Below are 17,062 nucleotides of genomic sequence, written 5' to 3'. Positions count from 1 at the left end.
TATCCTCATGCCAGGGCGGCAAGAGTACACCAAAACGGTTGCATTGTGAGGCCAAAAAAAAGCACAAAAAAGGGGCCTTCAGGCCCCTTAGTCACACGATGACGCGATTAGAACTGGTAAACCAGACCCAGCGCGACGATATCATCAGTGCCGATACCGGCCTGACGGGTGAACTCATTTTCATCAACCAGGTTGATTTTGTAATCCACGTAGGTGGACATGTTTTTGTTGAAGTAGTAAGTCGCACCCACATCAACATATTTCAGCAGATCCTGATCGCCGTAACCTTCGATGTCTTTACCTTTGGACTGCAGGTAAGCCACGGATGGACGCAGGCCGAAATCGAACTGGTACTGAGCAACCACTTCGAAGTTCTGCGCTTTGTTAGCAAAACCGTAAGCGGTAGTCGGGCTGCTGCCGTTAGAGGTACCGAAGCGGGTTGCGTTGTAGGTCTGAGAGTACTGCGCAGCCAGGTAGATGTTGTTGGCATCGTATTTCAGGCCGCCAGAATAGACTTCTGCGTGATCGCCGTTACCGTAAACGCCCGGTGCGTTCTGGTCAGCGGTACGTTTGGAGGAGGACATCGCACCACCCACGCTGAAGCCTTCGCCCAGGTTATAGGTTACGGATGCACCGTAGCCGTCGCCGTTCTGTTTCAGCAGGCTGCGTCCACCGACGTTTTCGCCGCTTACGCTACCGTTTTTACCCTGATACTGCAGCGCAAAGTTCAGGCCATCCACCAGACCAAAGAAGTCCTGGTTACGATAGGTCGCCACGCCGTTAGCACGAGACTGCAGGAAGTTGTCTGAGCCGTAGGTATCGCCGCCAAATTCTGGCAGAACGTCAGTCCAGGAAGTTACGTCGTAGATCACGCCGTAGTTACGACCGTAATCGAAAGAGCCCGCTTCAGCGAATTTCAGACCAGCAAACGCCACACGTGTCCAGGACTGGTTATCGCTTTCAGTCGTGTTGCCCTGGATCTGGTATTCCCACTGGCCGTAACCGGTCAGCTGATCGTTAACCTGAGTTTCTCCTTTGAAGCCAAGACGCATGTAGGTCTGGTCGCCGTCAGCACTCTTGTCGTCAGAGAAATAGTGCAGACCATCAACTTTGCCGTACAGATCTAATTTGTTGCCATCTTTATTATAAATTTCGGCCGCATTTGCTGCGCCTGCTACCAGCAGTGCTGGTACCAGGAGGGACAGTACTTTAACTTTCATTTTATTAACCCTCTGTTATATGCCTTATAATTGCCACTGCTTACTGGTTAACCCTCATTAACCAGTCGGCAAATTCATTCTCCGCAAAATTACAGAATAATCCAATGCGAATATGATACGAAAACTTTGAAGATGTTTCATTTATCCATCAACATGTTTCAAAATGTAAATGAAAAGGAACTTTTACAAAGCACAAAAAGCTTAGAAATTTAGCACTTATAATCAAAACGAAAAATGACCCAATACATATCAAAGAGTTAAAATAAAAAACGTTACCGCACTGAATGACAAAACAAGATCGACTCCAGTCTCTAAAATAACTCTCGCTATCATCATTAACTTTATTTATTACCGTCATTCAGCTTTGAATGTCTGTTTATCCCTAATTCAACCGGATGCGTCGCATTCGGTTTTTTTTTACCCTTCTTTACGTAACTTTTCCTTTTTTGTGCTACCGCCGCGTAATTGTAACGACTATTAACTAAATTCACGCTCGCCCCTGTGCATAACGGGAAAATTCGCTCAAAACTTAATTTCTTGTTAATTCGTGCTATTTTCTGACGAAATGCATTTTTTATTTGTACATGCATTATGCTCTTGTACACATTTAAGGCGTACTTCCTCTCTCGCACGGGTCATCGAAAAAGTCGCTTGTTGAAGGACAGTGGCGCTGGAAATTCAGTTATTACCCTTTATACTGCCCTATCGCCACAGAGCACGACCATCACGGGTTAAAGATATCAATGAGTCAGACTGAAACTACCGCCCAGAGCAAATTCTCCCTCCTGCCCGGAAGCATCACCCGTTTCTTTCTTCTTTTGATCGTGGTGCTGTTAGTCACAATGGGCGTGATGGTGCAGAGCGCGGTTAACGCCTGGCTGAAGGATAAGAGCTATCAGGTGGTGGATATTACCCACGCCGTACACAAGCGCATTGATACCTGGCGCTACGCCACCTGGCAGATTTACGACAACATTGCGGCAGCGCCTGCCAGCTCATCCGGAGATGGGCTTCAGGAAACGCGGCTGAAGCAGGATGTCTACTATCTCGAAAAACCGCAGCGTAAGACTGAAGCACTTATCTTTGGCTCTCACGACAGCGCGACCCTTGAGATGACGCAGCGTATTTCGACCTACCTGGATACCCTCTGGGGCGCCGAAACGGTGCCGTGGTCGATGTACTATCTGAACGGTCAGGACAACAGCATGATCCTGATCTCGACGCTGCCGTTGAAAGATCTCTCTTCCGGATTTAAAGAGACGACGGTCGGCAGCATTGTCGACTCCCGCCGGGCAGAAATGCTGCAGCAGGCCAACGCCCTTGATGAACGTGAGAGCTTCTCATCGCTGCGCCGTCTTGCCTGGCAGAATGGTCACTATTTTACCCTGCGTACCACCTTTAACCAGCCGGGTCATCTGGCGACGGTCGTGGCCTTCGATTTACCCATTAATGATTTGATCCCGCCGGATATGCCGCTCGACAGCTTCCGTCTGGAGCCGGACAGCAGCACCCAGAACATGCGTGCGGCGTCCGACAAAGAGGCCGCAGAGAGCGTCACAATCTCCTTTAACGGCTCGAAAATTGAAATTGCCTCGTCGCTGAACTCAACCGGCATGCGTCTGGTGTGGCAGGTACCGTTCGGCACGCTGCTGCTTGATACCCTGCAAAATATTCTGCTGCCGCTGCTGCTGAATATTGGTCTGCTGGCGCTGGCCCTGTTTGGCTACAGCACCTTCCGCTTCCAGCCGGGACGCCAGAGCGACGCGTCTGCGGTCTCCGCAGGCAACACCAACGAGCTGCGCGTATTGCGCGCGCTCAATGAAGAGATTGTCTCCGTGCTGCCGCTAGGGGTGTTAGTTCACGATCAGGAATCGAATCGCACGGTGATGAGCAATAAAATTGCTGACCATCTGCTGCCGCACCTTAACCTGCAGAACATCACCACTATGGCGGATCAGCACCAGGGGGTTATTCAGGCCACGATTAACAATGAACTTTACGAGATCCGTCAGTTCCGCAGCCAGGTGGCACCGCGTACGCAAATCTTCATCATTCGCGATCAGGATCGCGAAGTGCTGGTGAATAAAAAGCTCAAGCAGGCGCAAAGGCTGTATGAGAAGAACCAGCAGGGGCGCGCGGCATTCATGCAGAATATTGGCGATGCCTTCAAGCAGCCGTTAAAAACGCTGGCGACCCAGGCGGCAGCGTTAAACACGTCTGAAAGCCACCAGCTCGCCTGCCAGGCCGACTCGCTGGTCCGCATGGTGGATGAAATCCAACTGGCAAACATGCTGGAAAATGATTTCTGGAAAGGCACCCCTTCTCTCTTCTCCATTCAGGATCTGATCGATGAAGTGGTTCCGGAAGTCCTGCCCGTAATTAAGCGCAAAGGGCTGCAGCTGCTAATCAACAACCATTTACCCGCCAATGACGAACGTCACGGCGACCGCGAGGCGCTGCGTCGTATTCTGCTGATGATTATTCAGTACGCCGTGACCACCACGCAGATCGGCAAGATCACCCTTGAAGTGAGCACCGACGAGTCGGTGGAAGATCGCCTGACGTTCCGCATTCTGGACACCGGGGAAGGCGTGACGGCGAGTGAAATTGATAATCTGCACTTCCCGTTCCTGAATGACACGCAAAGCGATCATTACGGCAAGGCTAACGCCCTGACCTTCTGGCTGTGCGATCAGCTGGCGCGTAAGCTCGGCGGCCATCTGAATATCAAGGCCCGTGAATCGCTCGGCACCCGTTACTCTCTCCACGTGAAAATGGCCGCCAATCCGCAGGAAGAAGATGAAGAACGCCTGCTGGATGACGTTGTGGTGATGGTGGATGTGACCTCAAACGAGATCCGCAATATTGTGGTTCGTCAGCTCGAAAACTGGGGCGCGGCCTGCATCACGCCGGATGAAAGGCTGGCAAGTCAAGAATTTGATCTGTTTTTAACTGATAATCCGTCTAATCTTACTGCCTCGGGCTTGCTTTTAAGCGATGATGAGTCATGCGTGCGGAAAATCGGCCCTGGCCAGCTGCGCGTCAACTTTAATATAAGCAATGCGATGCAGGAAGCTGTACTACAACTAATAGAAGAGCAGCTGGCGCAGGAAGAGATAACGGAATCCCCGTTAGGCGGTAATGAAAATGCCGAGCTTCACGCCAGCGGATACTATTCCCTCTTTGTTGATACAGTACCAGATGATGTGAAGCGGTTGTATACTGAGTCCGCTGCGAATGATTTTGCAGCGCTGGCACAGACAGCACACCGGCTTAAAGGGGTGTTTGCCATGCTTAATCTGGTTCCCGGCAAGCAGTTATGTGAAACGCTGGAACATCTAATTCGTGAGAAAGATGCCTCTGGCATTGAAAAATACATCAGCGACATTGACGCCTACGTCAAAAGCTTGCTGTAGCAAGGTAGCCTTATACATGAACAATATGAACGTAATTATTGCCGATGACCATCCGATTGTACTGTTCGGTATTCGCAAATCACTTGAACAGATCGAGTGGGTGAATGTAGTCGGTGAATTTGAAGACTCTACAGCACTGATCAATAACCTCCCAAAGCTTGATGCGCACGTGCTCATTACCGATCTCTCTATGCCTGGAGACAAATACGGTGATGGGATCACGCTCATCAAATATATTAAACGTCACTTCCCTGACATCTCGATTATTGTTCTGACCATGAACAACAACCCGGCGATCCTGAGCGCCGTGCTGGATCTGGATATCGAAGGGATTGTGCTGAAGCAAGGCGCCCCGACCGATCTGCCAAAAGCGCTGGCTGCGCTGCAGAAAGGCAAGAAGTTCACGCCTGAGAGCGTCTCTCGTCTGCTGGAAAAAATCAGCGCGGGTGGCTACGGTGACAAACGCCTGTCGCCGAAAGAGAGCGAAGTTCTGCGCCTGTTCGCCGAAGGTTTCCTGGTGACCGAGATTGCCAAGAAGCTGAACCGCAGCATTAAAACCATCAGCAGCCAGAAAAAATCAGCAATGATGAAGCTGGGCGTGGACAACGATATTGCCCTGTTGAACTATCTCTCCTCCGTTACGCTGAGCGCATCGGATAAGGATTGATCCCCCACTGTAAATGCCGGATGGCGCTCACGCTTACCCGGCCTACAGAACCCGTAGGCACTCGCAAGCGCAGCGCCGCCGGGCAAATTAAAAAGGCCCTTACGGGCCTTTTTTATATTCTGGTTTTTCTCACGCGATCCGCATAAACAGACAGCGTTTGTTTGAGCACGTCCAGCGTCACCGGTTTCGACAGGCAGCTGTCCATGCCCGACTCCAGACAGCGCTGTTTCTCTTCCGCCAGCGCGTTCGCCGTTACGCCCACGACAGGCAGCGTCAGGCCAAGCTGTCGGATGCGCTGCGTCAGCCGGTAGCCGTCCATGTTAGGCATGTTGACGTCGCTCAGCACGATATCAATATGATTTTTACTCAGCACATTCAGCGCATCCACGCCGTCATTGGCGGTTTTGCACTGGTAGCCCAGCGATCCAAGCTGGTCAGCCAGCAGGCGGCGGTTAATCGGATGGTCATCCACCACCAGAATCATCATATCGTCATTCACTGACGCCAGACCTTCCGGTGACGGCAGCGCGACTGCACCGTCGTTCTCTTCCAGCTCGACTTTATAGATACGGGCCAGCAGGCTCAACAGCTCATGCGGCGTTGCGACGCTGTGCACCCATTCCCCCGGCGCACGTTCAACCGGTATGCCAATGTGGCGACGGCAGAAGAGCACCGTTCCTCTCCCCTGCCACGGCTGTTCCGGCATCTCGTCGGCGATGAGCACATCGTCCACGTCCGGCGTCTGGCCTTCATAGCGGCAGACCCTCACGCCGCTATGGGCGAGCAACGCCGTCAGATAGTCATTCAGCGAGGCATTATTGACCGCCAGCCAGCAGCGCTTATCGTTCAGCCCGTCAACCGTGGCTTTTGTCGGATACTGCGCCGAATAGAGCGGAATGCGGATGGTGAACTGGCTGCCCATGCCGGGCTCGGTATCCACGGAAATGTCACCGTCCATCATGCTGACGAGCTTCTCGCAAATCGCCAGCCCCAGACCGGTGCCCTGGAAGTTACGCTGCACGCCGGTGCCGACCTGGAAGAACGGATCGAACAGACGCACCACCTCCTTGGCCGGTATGCCCACCCCCGTGTCGCGCACGCGGATGCTGAGATAATCTCCCGCCCGGCAGACGTGTAGCACAATGCAGCCGATATCGGTGAATTTGATGGCATTGCTGAGCAGGTTAGAGATGACCTGCTGCAGGCGCATCGGGTCGCCGTGCAGCGTCAGCGGCACGTCCGGTTCAATGAAGCAGTAGAGCCCCAGCTGTTTACGCACCACCAGCGGCAGATAGTTGGCGCTGATGTGGTTCATGACCTCACGCGGCGAAAACTCACGCGGCTCGATTTTCAGCTGCTCAGACTCAATTTTAGAGAAGTCGAGAATATCGCTGATGATCTTCAGCAGCAGGCTGGAGGAGTTGTTCATCGCCGTTACCAGCCGGTCGACGCCTTTCGGCAATTCCTTCGTCTGCAGCAGATCGAGGTTACCGATAATCCCGTACAGCGGCGTACGCAGCTCGTGACTGACGGTAGCCAGGAACATGGATTTCGACTGGCTGGCCTGCTCCGCGGCCTGCGCCATCTCCTGCAGCGACTCTTCCATCTTCACGCGCGCGGAGACATCCACCAGCACGCAAATCGCTACGTTTTCATTGCGATAGCGGGAATGAACAAAGCTGATCTGCAGGTTAGTGTGGGTGCTGGTGAGCACGTCGACAAAGTTCACCTGCTGGCCGCAGATGATTTGCGTCAGCCTTTGCCGGTCCTCGTGCGTCAGCATGTTCAGGTAGTTGTGCGCCAGCTCGTTACTCAGGATGTTGGTCCCGTCCTGGGTACGAAGAATGCAGATCCCCACCGGAGCCGAGGCGACAATCTTGCGGTTGAACTGCTCGTGCTCCTCCAGACGCTGGGCGTCACTTTCGGCGGGAATAAAGATTCTCCGCTCATACATGCGCGCCAGCGTAAACAGCGCCCCGCCCACCAGCAGGTTCAGCAGGATCGCATTCATAATAAGAATGCGTATCCGCTCAAGGACCATATCCACCGGCAGCGAGTAAACAATGCTCAGCGACGATGGCGGCAGGCTTTTTTTCAGCACCAGCTCGCGGAAGCCGGAGGTGTAGCCAAACCATGAGCGTTCCTGCATCCAGTGCGGATCGACGTTCAAACTTTTATCCGGCCCGGCGAGAGAGATCAGCTGATGCCCGTTTTCATCCAGAATGGTCACGCCCATCGGCAGGCTGCCCGGCGTGAAGAAGTTTTCCATGCGGATGGTCTGTTCAATCCCCAGCAGCGCCTGCAGACGATTGCCCAGGTAGACCGGCGTCAGCGCGTAGAAATAGCCTACGCCCATGCGCGGCCCCTGGCTAATCCAGAAGATGTTGTTCCCGCGCTCGTCCTGCGGCGCATTGCGATATTTCACAATACGCTCGTGCAGGCTTTTCAGCGCATCATCGCGCTCGACGGGCACATCGCGCAGGCCAAAGTCAGCCATGCAGAGGTTTTCACTGCCAATCAGGAATACGCGGTTGAGATCGTAGGCGGCGGAGAAGTTGTCGCGCCAGTAGCGCATAAACCAGGCGAGAGATTCCAGCGACCCGCGCCAGGTGCTGCTCATGGTGGAGCAATCCGAGTCCGGGAACAGCGGCTGGAAGTCCGGCACTTCGGTTTTGTCATTGCGCCCGCGCAGGGCAAGGATACCGTTTTCTGCCGTCAGCCGATTTTCGGCAATATACTTCAGCTCCTTCATCACGTCAGACGTTCGCTGAATGTAGCGCTGGGCCTGATCGGAGCTTAAATTAAACTCCTGGCGGATCTCCGCTTCTTTCTGGTTCAGCGCATTGACGATGTAAAACACCGACAGCAAGGCCACCAGCAGCCAAAGCAGGAGCGCCAGCGCCCGGAACAGATAGCGAGAAACTTTCAGCGTGGTACGAAAGGAGACGAGGTATTTCAAAGGGGCGAGGCTCCGCCGTCGGGGTCAAAAGAATGTGGTTAAGGTAGCGGTAAACGCGGCTTGTCGCAACGTTCACGTATCTGCATCTGCAAAAGAAAAGGGCCGGAATCCGGCCCTTTATGCGTCAGAAGAGATTACTCGTCAGCGTCATCCGCTGCGTCGTCGTCGCTCTCTGCTTCCGGTGCGATTTCATCATCACCTTCCGCGACGCTGCCGTCGATGGAATCGAGCTCTTCGTCGTCCACCGGCTCAGCAACGCGCTGCAGACCGACCACGTTTTCATCTTCCGCCGTACGGATGAGGATAACGCCCTGGGTGTTACGGCCCACCACGCTGATCTCGGATACGCGCGTACGCACCAGCGTACCGGCATCGGTGATCATCATGATCTGGTCGGCATCGTCCACCTGCACCGCGCCCACAACGGACCCGTTGCGCTCGGTAACCTTGATGGAGATAACGCCCTGCGTGCCGCGTGACTTGGTCGGGTATTCGCTTTCCGCCGTACGTTTACCGTAGCCGTTCTGGGTGACGGTCAGGATTGCGCCTTCGCCACGTGGAACGATCAGGGAAACAACGGAGTCTTCACCCGCCAGCTTAATACCGCGCACGCCGGTCGCCGTACGACCCATTGCGCGCACGGCGTTCTCTTTGAAGCGCACCACTTTACCGGCCGCAGAGAACAGCATCACTTCATCAGAACCGGAGGTCAGATCCACACCGATCAGCTCGTCGCCTTCGTTCAGGTTCACCGCGATAATCCCGGCGGAACGCGGACGGCTGAACTCGGTCAGCGCGGTTTTCTTCACGGTACCGCTGGCGGTCGCCATAAAGACGTTCACGCCCTCTTCGTACTCGCGTACCGGCAGGATGGCGGTGATACGTTCGTTCGCTTCCAGCGGCAACAGGTTGACGATTGGACGACCGCGCGCACCGCGGCTCGCTTCCGGCAGCTGATAGACCTTCATCCAGTACAGACGGCCACGGCTGGAGAAGCAGAGGATCGTATCGTGGGTGTTAGCCACCAGCAGACGGTCAATGAAGTCTTCTTCTTTAATACGTGCCGCAGATTTACCTTTACCGCCACGACGCTGTGCTTCGTAGTCGGTCAGAGGCTGATACTTCACGTAGCCCTGGTGAGACAGGGTCACTACCACGTCTTCGCGGTTGATCAGATCTTCAATGTTGATATCAGAGCTGTTCGCGGTGATTTCGGTGCGGCGCTCGTCGCCGAACTGATCGCGGACCAGCTCAAGCTCTTCGCGGATCACTTCCATCAGGCGCTCGGCGCTACCCAGGATGTGCAGCAGCTCAGCAATTTGCTCCAGCAGCTCCTTGTACTCGTCGAGCAGTTTTTCATGCTCAAGGCCGGTCAGCTTCTGCAGGCGCAGATCCAGAATCGCCTGGGCCTGCTGTTCAGTCAGGTAGTACTGACCGTCACGCACGCCGAATTCAGGCTCGAGCCACTCAGGACGCGCGGCGTCGTCGCCCGCACGTTCCAGCATCGCCGCCACGTTGCCCAGATCCCACGGACGCGCAACCAGCGACGCTTTCGCTTCTGCCGGCGTCGGCGCACGACGGATCAGCTCGATGATCGGGTCGATGTTGGCCAGCGCAACGGCCAGTGCTTCAAGGATATGAGCGCGATCGCGCGCTTTGCGCAGTTCGAAGATGGTACGACGGGTCACCACTTCGCGGCGGTGACGCACAAACGCGCTCAGGATCTCTTTCAGGTTCATGATCTTCGGCTGACCATGGTGCAGCGCAACCATGTTGATACCGAAGGAGACCTGAAGCTGAGTCTGGGAGTACAGGTTGTTCAGCACAACCTCACCCACCGCGTCGCGCTTGATTTCAATCACGATGCGCATACCGTCTTTGTCAGACTCGTCACGCAGCGCGCTGATGCCTTCAACGCGTTTCTCTTTTACCAGCTCGGCGATTTTTTCAATCAGACGCGCTTTGTTCACCTGATACGGGATCTCGTGAACAATGATAGTTTCACGGCCGGTTTTGGCGTCCGCTTCCACTTCGGCGCGAGCACGGATGTAAATCTTGCCACGACCGGTGCGGTACGCTTCTTCAATGCCGCGACGACCGTTGATGATCGCCGCCGTCGGGAAGTCCGGGCCCGGGATGTGTTCCATCAGCCCTTCAATGCTGATGTCTTCATCGTCGATATAGGCCAGGCAGCCGTTGATCACTTCTGTGATGTTGTGCGGCGGAATGTTGGTCGCCATACCCACGGCGATACCGGACGAGCCGTTCACCAGCAGGTTAGGGATCTTCGTTGGCATAACGTCAGGAATTTTTTCCGTGCCGTCGTAGTTATCAACGAAATCAACCGTCTCTTTTTCCAGGTCGGCCATCAGTTCATGGGCAATCTTCGCCAGACGGATTTCCGTATAACGCATTGCCGCGGCGGAGTCGCCGTCGATAGAACCAAAGTTACCCTGACCATCTACCAGCATGTAACGCAGCGAGAACGGCTGCGCCATACGGACAATGGTGTCGTACACCGCGGAATCACCATGGGGATGGTATTTACCGATTACGTCACCAACGACACGGGCAGATTTTTTGTAGGCTTTATTCCAGTCATTGCCCAATACGTTCATGGCGTATAGTACGCGACGGTGTACCGGCTTCAGGCCATCGCGGACGTCCGGCAGCGCACGGCCAACAATGACCGACATCGCATAGTCCAGATAGGAGCTTTTCAGCTCTTCCTCGATGTTAACCGGTGTAATTTCTCTCGCAAGGTCGCTCATCTAACCGCTATCCCTCTACTGTATCCCGGATTCAAAGGTCGCAAATTATAACACAGCCGCGGTGATACAGGTAAACCTATACGCTTTATTCACAGGGATTGCCTGATATACTCATTTGTCTTGCTAAATAAGGAGTAAAAGCGCCCATGAATGCCGAAAAATCCCCGGTGGCACACAACGTTGACCACGAAGAGATTGCCAAATTTGAAGCGGTGGCGTCCCGCTGGTGGGATCTCGAAGGTGAGTTCAAACCGCTGCATCGCATTAACCCGCTGCGTCTGGGCTATATCGCGGAGCGTTCCGGCGGTCTGTTCGGTAAGAAAGTGCTCGACGTCGGCTGCGGCGGCGGCATCCTGGCGGAGAGCATGGCGCGCGAAGGGGCCACCGTCACCGGCCTGGACATGGGCTTCGAGCCTCTACAGGTTGCCCGTCTTCATGCGCTGGAGTCCGGTATACAGGTGGAATATGTGCAGGAAACCGTGGAAGAGCACGCGGCAAAACATGCCCACCAGTATGATGTGGTGACCTGCATGGAGATGCTGGAGCACGTTCCGGATCCGCAGTCGGTGGTAAACGCCTGTGCAAAACTGGTGAAGCCGGGCGGCCAGGTCTTCTTCTCGACAATTAACCGCAACGGTAAAGCCTGGCTGATGGCCGTGGTCGGCGCAGAATATGTGCTGCGCATGGTGCCGAAAGGGACGCACGACGTGAAGAAGTTTATCAAGCCTGCTGAACTGCTGGGCTGGGTTGACCAGACGTGGCTTAAGGAGCAGCACATCACGGGCCTGCACTACAACCCGCTAACGGATAAATTCAAACTTGCCCCGGGCGTGGATGTTAACTATATGTTGCATACAACCGCCAAAAACGACTAACGTCATCCGTTATTCTTATAATGATTGCGCGACATCATGTTGCGCAATTCTGACCTCCCGTTGAAGAAATCAGCACTCGATCAAATTTTGAATTTTTTTTCTAAATTATTGACATCTCTTCCAGGCCTTACGGTACGAGGACTTACGCTTTTTTACCCTTTCACAACCTCAATTTAACCTCAAAATCAACCCTTGTGCTGAAAAGATTCGATACTAGAATACTCACCATATAGCGTTTTTCTTATCGCAAACCCCCTATATGTAGTATTTATCCACAGAGTTAGTCACAAGACGGATCTGTGGATAAGCGGGGGATATTTTTTATTTCACGGACAGGTAAAACCCACATGAATCAGAGTCTGCTGGTGACAAAGCGCGACGGTACTACCGAGCGTATCAATCTGGACAAAATCCATCGAGTTCTCGACTGGGCAGCAGAAGGACTGAATAACGTATCTATATCCCAGGTTGAACTGCGTTCTCACATTCAGTTCTACGACGGCATCAAAACGTCTGATATCCACGAAACCATTATCAAAGCAGCGGCGGATCTGATCTCCCGCGACGCACCGGATTATCAGTACCTCGCTGCGCGTCTGGCGATTTTCCACCTGCGTAAGAAAGCCTACGGCCAGTTCGAGCCGCCGAAGCTTTACGATCACGTGGTGAAAATGGTTGAGCTGGGCAAATACGACACGCATCTGCTGGAAGACTATACGGAAGAAGAGTTCGAGCAGATGAACGGGTTTATCGATCACTGGCGCGACATGAACTTCTCCTACGCGGCGGTGAAGCAGCTCGAAGGCAAATACCTGGTTCAGAACCGTGTGACCGGTGAGATCTACGAAAGCGCCCAGTTCCTCTATATTCTGGTGGCTGCCTGCCTGTTCTCAAACTACCCGCGCGACACCCGTCTGGACTACGTGAAGCGTTTCTACGATGCGGTATCGACGTTCAAAATTTCTCTGCCAACGCCGATCATGTCTGGCGTGCGCACTCCTACCCGTCAGTTCAGCTCCTGCGTACTGATCGAGTGTGGTGACAGCCTGGATTCCATCAACGCCACCTCCAGCGCCATCGTGAAATACGTCTCGCAGCGTGCCGGTATCGGCATCAACGCCGGTCGCATCCGCGCGCTGGGCAGCCCGATTCGCGGCGGTGAAGCGTTCCACACCGGCTGTATCCCGTTCTATAAGCACTTCCAGACGGCGGTAAAATCCTGCTCTCAGGGCGGCGTGCGCGGCGGCGCAGCGACCCTGTTCTACCCAATGTGGCACCTGGAAGTGGAAAGCCTGCTGGTACTGAAAAACAACCGCGGCGTGGAAGGCAACCGCGTGCGTCACATGGACTACGGCGTGCAGATCAACAAGCTGATGTACACCCGTCTGCTGAAAGGGGAAGACATCACCCTGTTCAGCCCGTCCGACGTCCCGGGCCTGTACGACGCGTTCTTCGCCGATCAGGACGAGTTCGAGCGTCTGTACACCAAATATGAAAAAGACGACAGCATCCGTAAACAGCGCCTGAAGGCGGTAGACCTGTTCTCCCTGATGATGCAGGAGCGCGCCTCTACCGGCCGTATCTACATCCAGAACGTTGACCACTGCAACACCCATAGCCCGTTTGATCCGGCGGTTGCGCCAGTGCGCCAGTCTAACCTGTGCCTGGAGATCGCCCTGCCAACCAAACCGCTGGAAGACGTGAACGACGAAAACGGCGAAATCGCCCTGTGTACGCTCTCCGCGTTCAACCTGGGTGCGATTAAGAGCCTGGACGAGCTGGAAGAGCTGGCCGTGCTGGCGGTACGTGCGCTGGATGCCCTGCTGGACTACCAGGATTACCCAATCCCGGCCGCTAAACGCGGCGCAATGGGCCGTCGTACCCTGGGTATCGGCGTGATCAACTTCGCCTACTGGCTGGCGAAAAACGGCAAGCGTTACTCCGACGGCAGCGCTAACAACCTGACGCACCAGACGTTCGAAGCGATTCAGTACTACCTGATGAAAGCCTCTAACGAGCTGGCGAAAGAGCAAGGCGCGTGCCCGTGGTTCAACGAAACCACCTATGCAAAAGGCATTCTGCCGATCGACACCTATAAGAAAGACCTGGATGCGATCGTCAGCGAGCCGCTGCACCTGGACTGGGAAGGCCTGCGCGAGTCCATCAAAACGCACGGCCTGCGTAACTCCACGCTCTCTGCCCTGATGCCGTCCGAGACCTCTTCGCAGATCTCCAACGCCACCAACGGCATCGAGCCACCGCGCGGCCACGTCAGCATTAAAGCGTCGAAAGACGGCGTGCTGCGTCAGGTGGTGCCGGATTACGAAACGCTGGGCAACAACTACGAGCTGCTGTGGGAGATGCCAAACAACGACGGCTACCTGCAGCTGGTGGGTATCATGCAGAAGTTTATCGACCAGTCGATCTCTGCCAATACTAACTACGACCCGACGCGCTTCCCGTCCGGCAAGGTACCAATGCAGCAGCTGTTGAAAGACCTGCTGACCGCCTACAAATTTGGCGTGAAAACGCTGTACTATCACAACACCCGTGACGGTGCAGAAGACGCGCAGGACGACCTGGTACCGTCAATTCAGGACGATGGCTGCGAAAGCGGCGCATGTAAGATCTAATGAAGGGCGGGGATATCCCCGCCTTTATTTCGTAAGACAGGACACACTCATGGCATATACCACCTTTTCACAGACGAAAAACGACCAGCTCAAAGAGCCAATGTTCTTCGGCCAGCCGGTCAACGTGGCACGCTACGATCAGCAAAAATATGACATCTTCGAAAAGCTGATTGAAAAGCAACTCTCCTTCTTCTGGCGTCCGGAAGAAGTTGACGTTTCCCGCGACCGTATTGATTACCAGTCGCTGCCGGATCACGAAAAGCATATTTTCATCAGCAATCTGAAGTACCAGACGCTGCTGGACTCCATTCAGGGCCGTAGCCCGAACGTGGCGCTGTTGCCGCTGATCTCGATTCCTGAGCTGGAAACCTGGGTGGAAACCTGGGCGTTCTCTGAGACGATCCACTCCCGCTCTTACACCCACATCATCCGCAACATCGTGAACGATCCGGCGGTGGTGTTTGACGATATCGTCACTAACGAGCAGATCCAGAAGCGCGCGGAAGGCATTGCGCACTACTACGACGAGCTGATCGAGATGACCAGCTACTGGCATCTGTTGGGCGAAGGCACCCACAGCGTGAACGGCAAAACCGTTACCGTGAACCTGCGCGCGCTGAAAAAGCAGCTGTACCTCTGCCTGATGAGCGTTAACGCCCTGGAAGCGATCCGCTTCTACGTGAGCTTCGCCTGCTCCTTCGCCTTTGCCGAGCGCAAGCTGATGGAAGGCAACGCCAAAATCATCCGTCTGATCGCTCGTGACGAAGCCCTGCACCTGACCGGCACCCAGCACATGCTGAACCTGCTGCGCAGCGGTACGGACGACCCGGAGATGGCGGAAATCGCTGAAGAGTGCAAGCAGGAGTGCTACGACCTGTTCGTGCTGGCGGCTCAGCAGGAGAAAGAGTGGGCAGACTACCTGTTCCGCGACGGTTCCATGATTGGTCTGAACAAAGATATTCTGTGCCAGTACGTGGAGTACATCACCAACATCCGCATGCAGGCGGTTGGTCTGGACCTGCCGTTCCAGACGCGCTCTAACCCGATTCCGTGGATCAACACCTGGCTGGTATCCGATAACGTGCAGGTTGCGCCGCAGGAAGTGGAAGTTAGCTCTTATCTGGTCGGTCAGATTGATTCTGAAGTCAACACCGACGACCTGAGCGACTTCCAGCTCTGATGACGCGCGTAACGCTGAGCCTTTCTGGCACCGAAGTGCTGTGCCAGGAAGAGCATCCTTCCCTGCTGGTGGCGCTTGAAGCGCATCAGGTGGAGGTAGAGTACCAGTGTCGTGAAGGCTATTGCGGCTCCTGCCGCTGCCGTCTGGTCGCAGGCCAGGTGGACTGGCTGACCGAACCGCTGGCCTTTATCAGTGAAGGGGAAATTTTGCCCTGCTGCTGCCGGGCAAAAGGCGATATTGAGATCGAGATGTAAAAAAGGGCCTTACGGCCCTTTTTCTATTTTAAGAACGTCACCGCTTTATCCGGGAAATCCGTAAACAGCCCGTCCACGTCCGCCTGCTTATACAACACCTCGTAAAGCTGATTCACATCGGTGGCATATGGCGGCAGCTGGTCGGCACGCACCGTGTACGGATGCACCTGCATCTTGCTGGCGTGCGCCTCTTTCACCATCGCCGTCAGCTTCACGTGGCCAGGCGTTGAGCCTTCCGCCACCAGCATGTGATAATCCGGCCCGATGCCGTCAGCGTACTGCGCAATCTGCTTCATCGCGCCCGGCTTGAACATCCAGTCGTAGCTGTAGTTCACCCACTTCCCGTCCGGCTGTTTCTCCTGGGTTTCGTTCCAGTCGGTGTAGGCAATCAGCTGCACCAGATTGAGATCCATCCCCATCTTCGGCTCCAGCTCGGTTTTGATGCGCTTCAGCTCGGCTGCGTCAAAACACTGCAGGTAAACTTTGTCCTTCTTGCTGGTGTAGCCGTACTGTTTCAGCACCTCCAGCGTCTTCGCGGCAATGTCCTTCCCTTCCTGATGGTGGAACCACGGCGCTTTGATTTCCGGGTAGATACCGATGTTTTTACCGGTGGAGTGGTTCAGCCCCTGAACAAACTCAATCTCTTCCTGGAAGGTATGGATCCGGAAGTCAGATTTGCCCATCGGGAAACGTCCCGGGTAGACCTGCACCTTCTTGCCGTTTTCAATCTCAAAGCCTTCGGTAAACTTCAGAGAGCGAATTTCATCCAGGGTAAAGTCGATGGCGTAGTAACGACCGTCTTTGCGCGCGCGGTCCGGGAAACGCTCCGCCACGTCCGTCACGCGGTCAAGATAGTGGTCATGCAGGACGATCAGCTGGTCGTCCTTCGTCATCACCAGATCCTGCTCCAGATAATCCGCGCCCTGGGCATAGGCCATCGCTTTCGCCGGCAGCGTATGCTCCGGCAGATAGCCGCTGGCACCGCGGTGGGCGATAACGATTTTATCCGCCGCCAGGGCAGAGCCTGTCATCAGGCCTGCCAGCAGCAGGCCGGTGGTTAATGGAGTTAATTTCATCGCAATGCTCC

The 17,062-nt window shown here is 54.7% G+C and carries 10 protein-coding genes; 6 read left to right on the top strand and 4 right to left on the bottom strand.

The window, feature by feature from the left end; all coding sequences use genetic code 11:
• Positions 1-107: 107 nt before the first annotated feature.
• On the bottom strand, positions 108-1,220 hold the full coding sequence (locus IM265_RS16685; protein ID WP_028013899.1) for a porin OmpC: 1,113 nt from the start codon (positions 1,218-1,220) through the stop codon (positions 108-110).
• A 743-nt stretch (positions 1,221-1,963) separates the two neighbouring features.
• Here IM265_RS16685 and rcsD point away from each other — a divergent pair.
• Together rcsD and rcsB are read left to right on the top strand one after the other, a co-directional pair.
• Positions 1,964-4,636, top strand: coding sequence for a phosphotransferase RcsD (gene rcsD, locus IM265_RS16680; RefSeq protein ID WP_193030454.1), 2,673 nt, complete (start codon positions 1,964-1,966; stop codon positions 4,634-4,636).
• Between the two features lie 16 nt (positions 4,637-4,652).
• On the top strand, positions 4,653-5,303 hold the full coding sequence (rcsB, locus tag IM265_RS16675) for a response regulator transcription factor RcsB (protein ID WP_006176468.1): 651 nt from the start codon (positions 4,653-4,655) through the stop codon (positions 5,301-5,303).
• Positions 5,304-5,415: 112 nt separating this feature from the next.
• Here rcsB and rcsC read toward each other — a convergent pair whose 3' ends face one another.
• Both rcsC and gyrA read right to left on the bottom strand, forming a co-directional pair.
• Positions 5,416-8,262, bottom strand: coding sequence for a two-component system sensor histidine kinase RcsC (gene rcsC, locus IM265_RS16670; RefSeq protein ID WP_126326794.1), 2,847 nt, complete (start codon positions 8,260-8,262; stop codon positions 5,416-5,418).
• Positions 8,263-8,396: 134 nt separating this feature from the next.
• Complete coding sequence (gene gyrA, locus IM265_RS16665; protein ID WP_028013903.1) at positions 8,397-11,033, bottom strand: DNA topoisomerase (ATP-hydrolyzing) subunit A; 2,637 nt, start codon at positions 11,031-11,033, stop codon at positions 8,397-8,399.
• A gap of 146 nt (positions 11,034-11,179) precedes the next feature.
• On the opposite strand from gyrA, the gene ubiG reads away from it, so the two are divergent.
• The 4 genes from ubiG (at position 11,180) to yfaE (ending at position 15,975) form a co-directional block, all read left to right on the top strand.
• On the top strand, positions 11,180-11,908 hold the full coding sequence (gene ubiG, locus IM265_RS16660) for a bifunctional 2-polyprenyl-6-hydroxyphenol methylase/3-demethylubiquinol 3-O-methyltransferase UbiG (RefSeq protein WP_020690665.1): 729 nt from the start codon (positions 11,180-11,182) through the stop codon (positions 11,906-11,908).
• 347 nt (positions 11,909-12,255) lie between these two features.
• Complete coding sequence (gene nrdA, locus IM265_RS16655; RefSeq protein WP_028013905.1) at positions 12,256-14,541, top strand: class 1a ribonucleoside-diphosphate reductase subunit alpha; 2,286 nt, start codon at positions 12,256-12,258, stop codon at positions 14,539-14,541.
• Between the two features lie 49 nt (positions 14,542-14,590).
• On the top strand, positions 14,591-15,721 hold the full coding sequence (nrdB, locus tag IM265_RS16650) for a class Ia ribonucleoside-diphosphate reductase subunit beta (RefSeq protein ID WP_041908962.1): 1,131 nt from the start codon (positions 14,591-14,593) through the stop codon (positions 15,719-15,721).
• A complete protein-coding gene (gene yfaE / locus IM265_RS16645) occupies positions 15,721-15,975 on the top strand; it encodes a class I ribonucleotide reductase maintenance protein YfaE (RefSeq protein ID WP_010433414.1) in 255 nt (84 codons plus the stop codon). The genes nrdB and yfaE overlap by 1 nt, the downstream gene beginning before the upstream one ends.
• A gap of 23 nt (positions 15,976-15,998) precedes the next feature.
• Here the strand turns inward: yfaE and glpQ are convergent, their stop codons facing one another.
• Positions 15,999-17,051, bottom strand: coding sequence for a glycerophosphodiester phosphodiesterase (gene glpQ, locus IM265_RS16640; RefSeq protein ID WP_193030452.1), 1,053 nt, complete (start codon positions 17,049-17,051; stop codon positions 15,999-16,001).
• Positions 17,052-17,062 lie beyond the last annotated feature (11 nt).

This window comes from Enterobacter cloacae complex sp. P17RS (genome assembly GCF_014895885.1).
In the GTDB taxonomy this organism is placed as follows: domain Bacteria; phylum Pseudomonadota; class Gammaproteobacteria; order Enterobacterales; family Enterobacteriaceae; genus Enterobacter; species Enterobacter bugandensis.
This window is presented reverse-complemented; position numbering and strand designations above follow the sequence as displayed.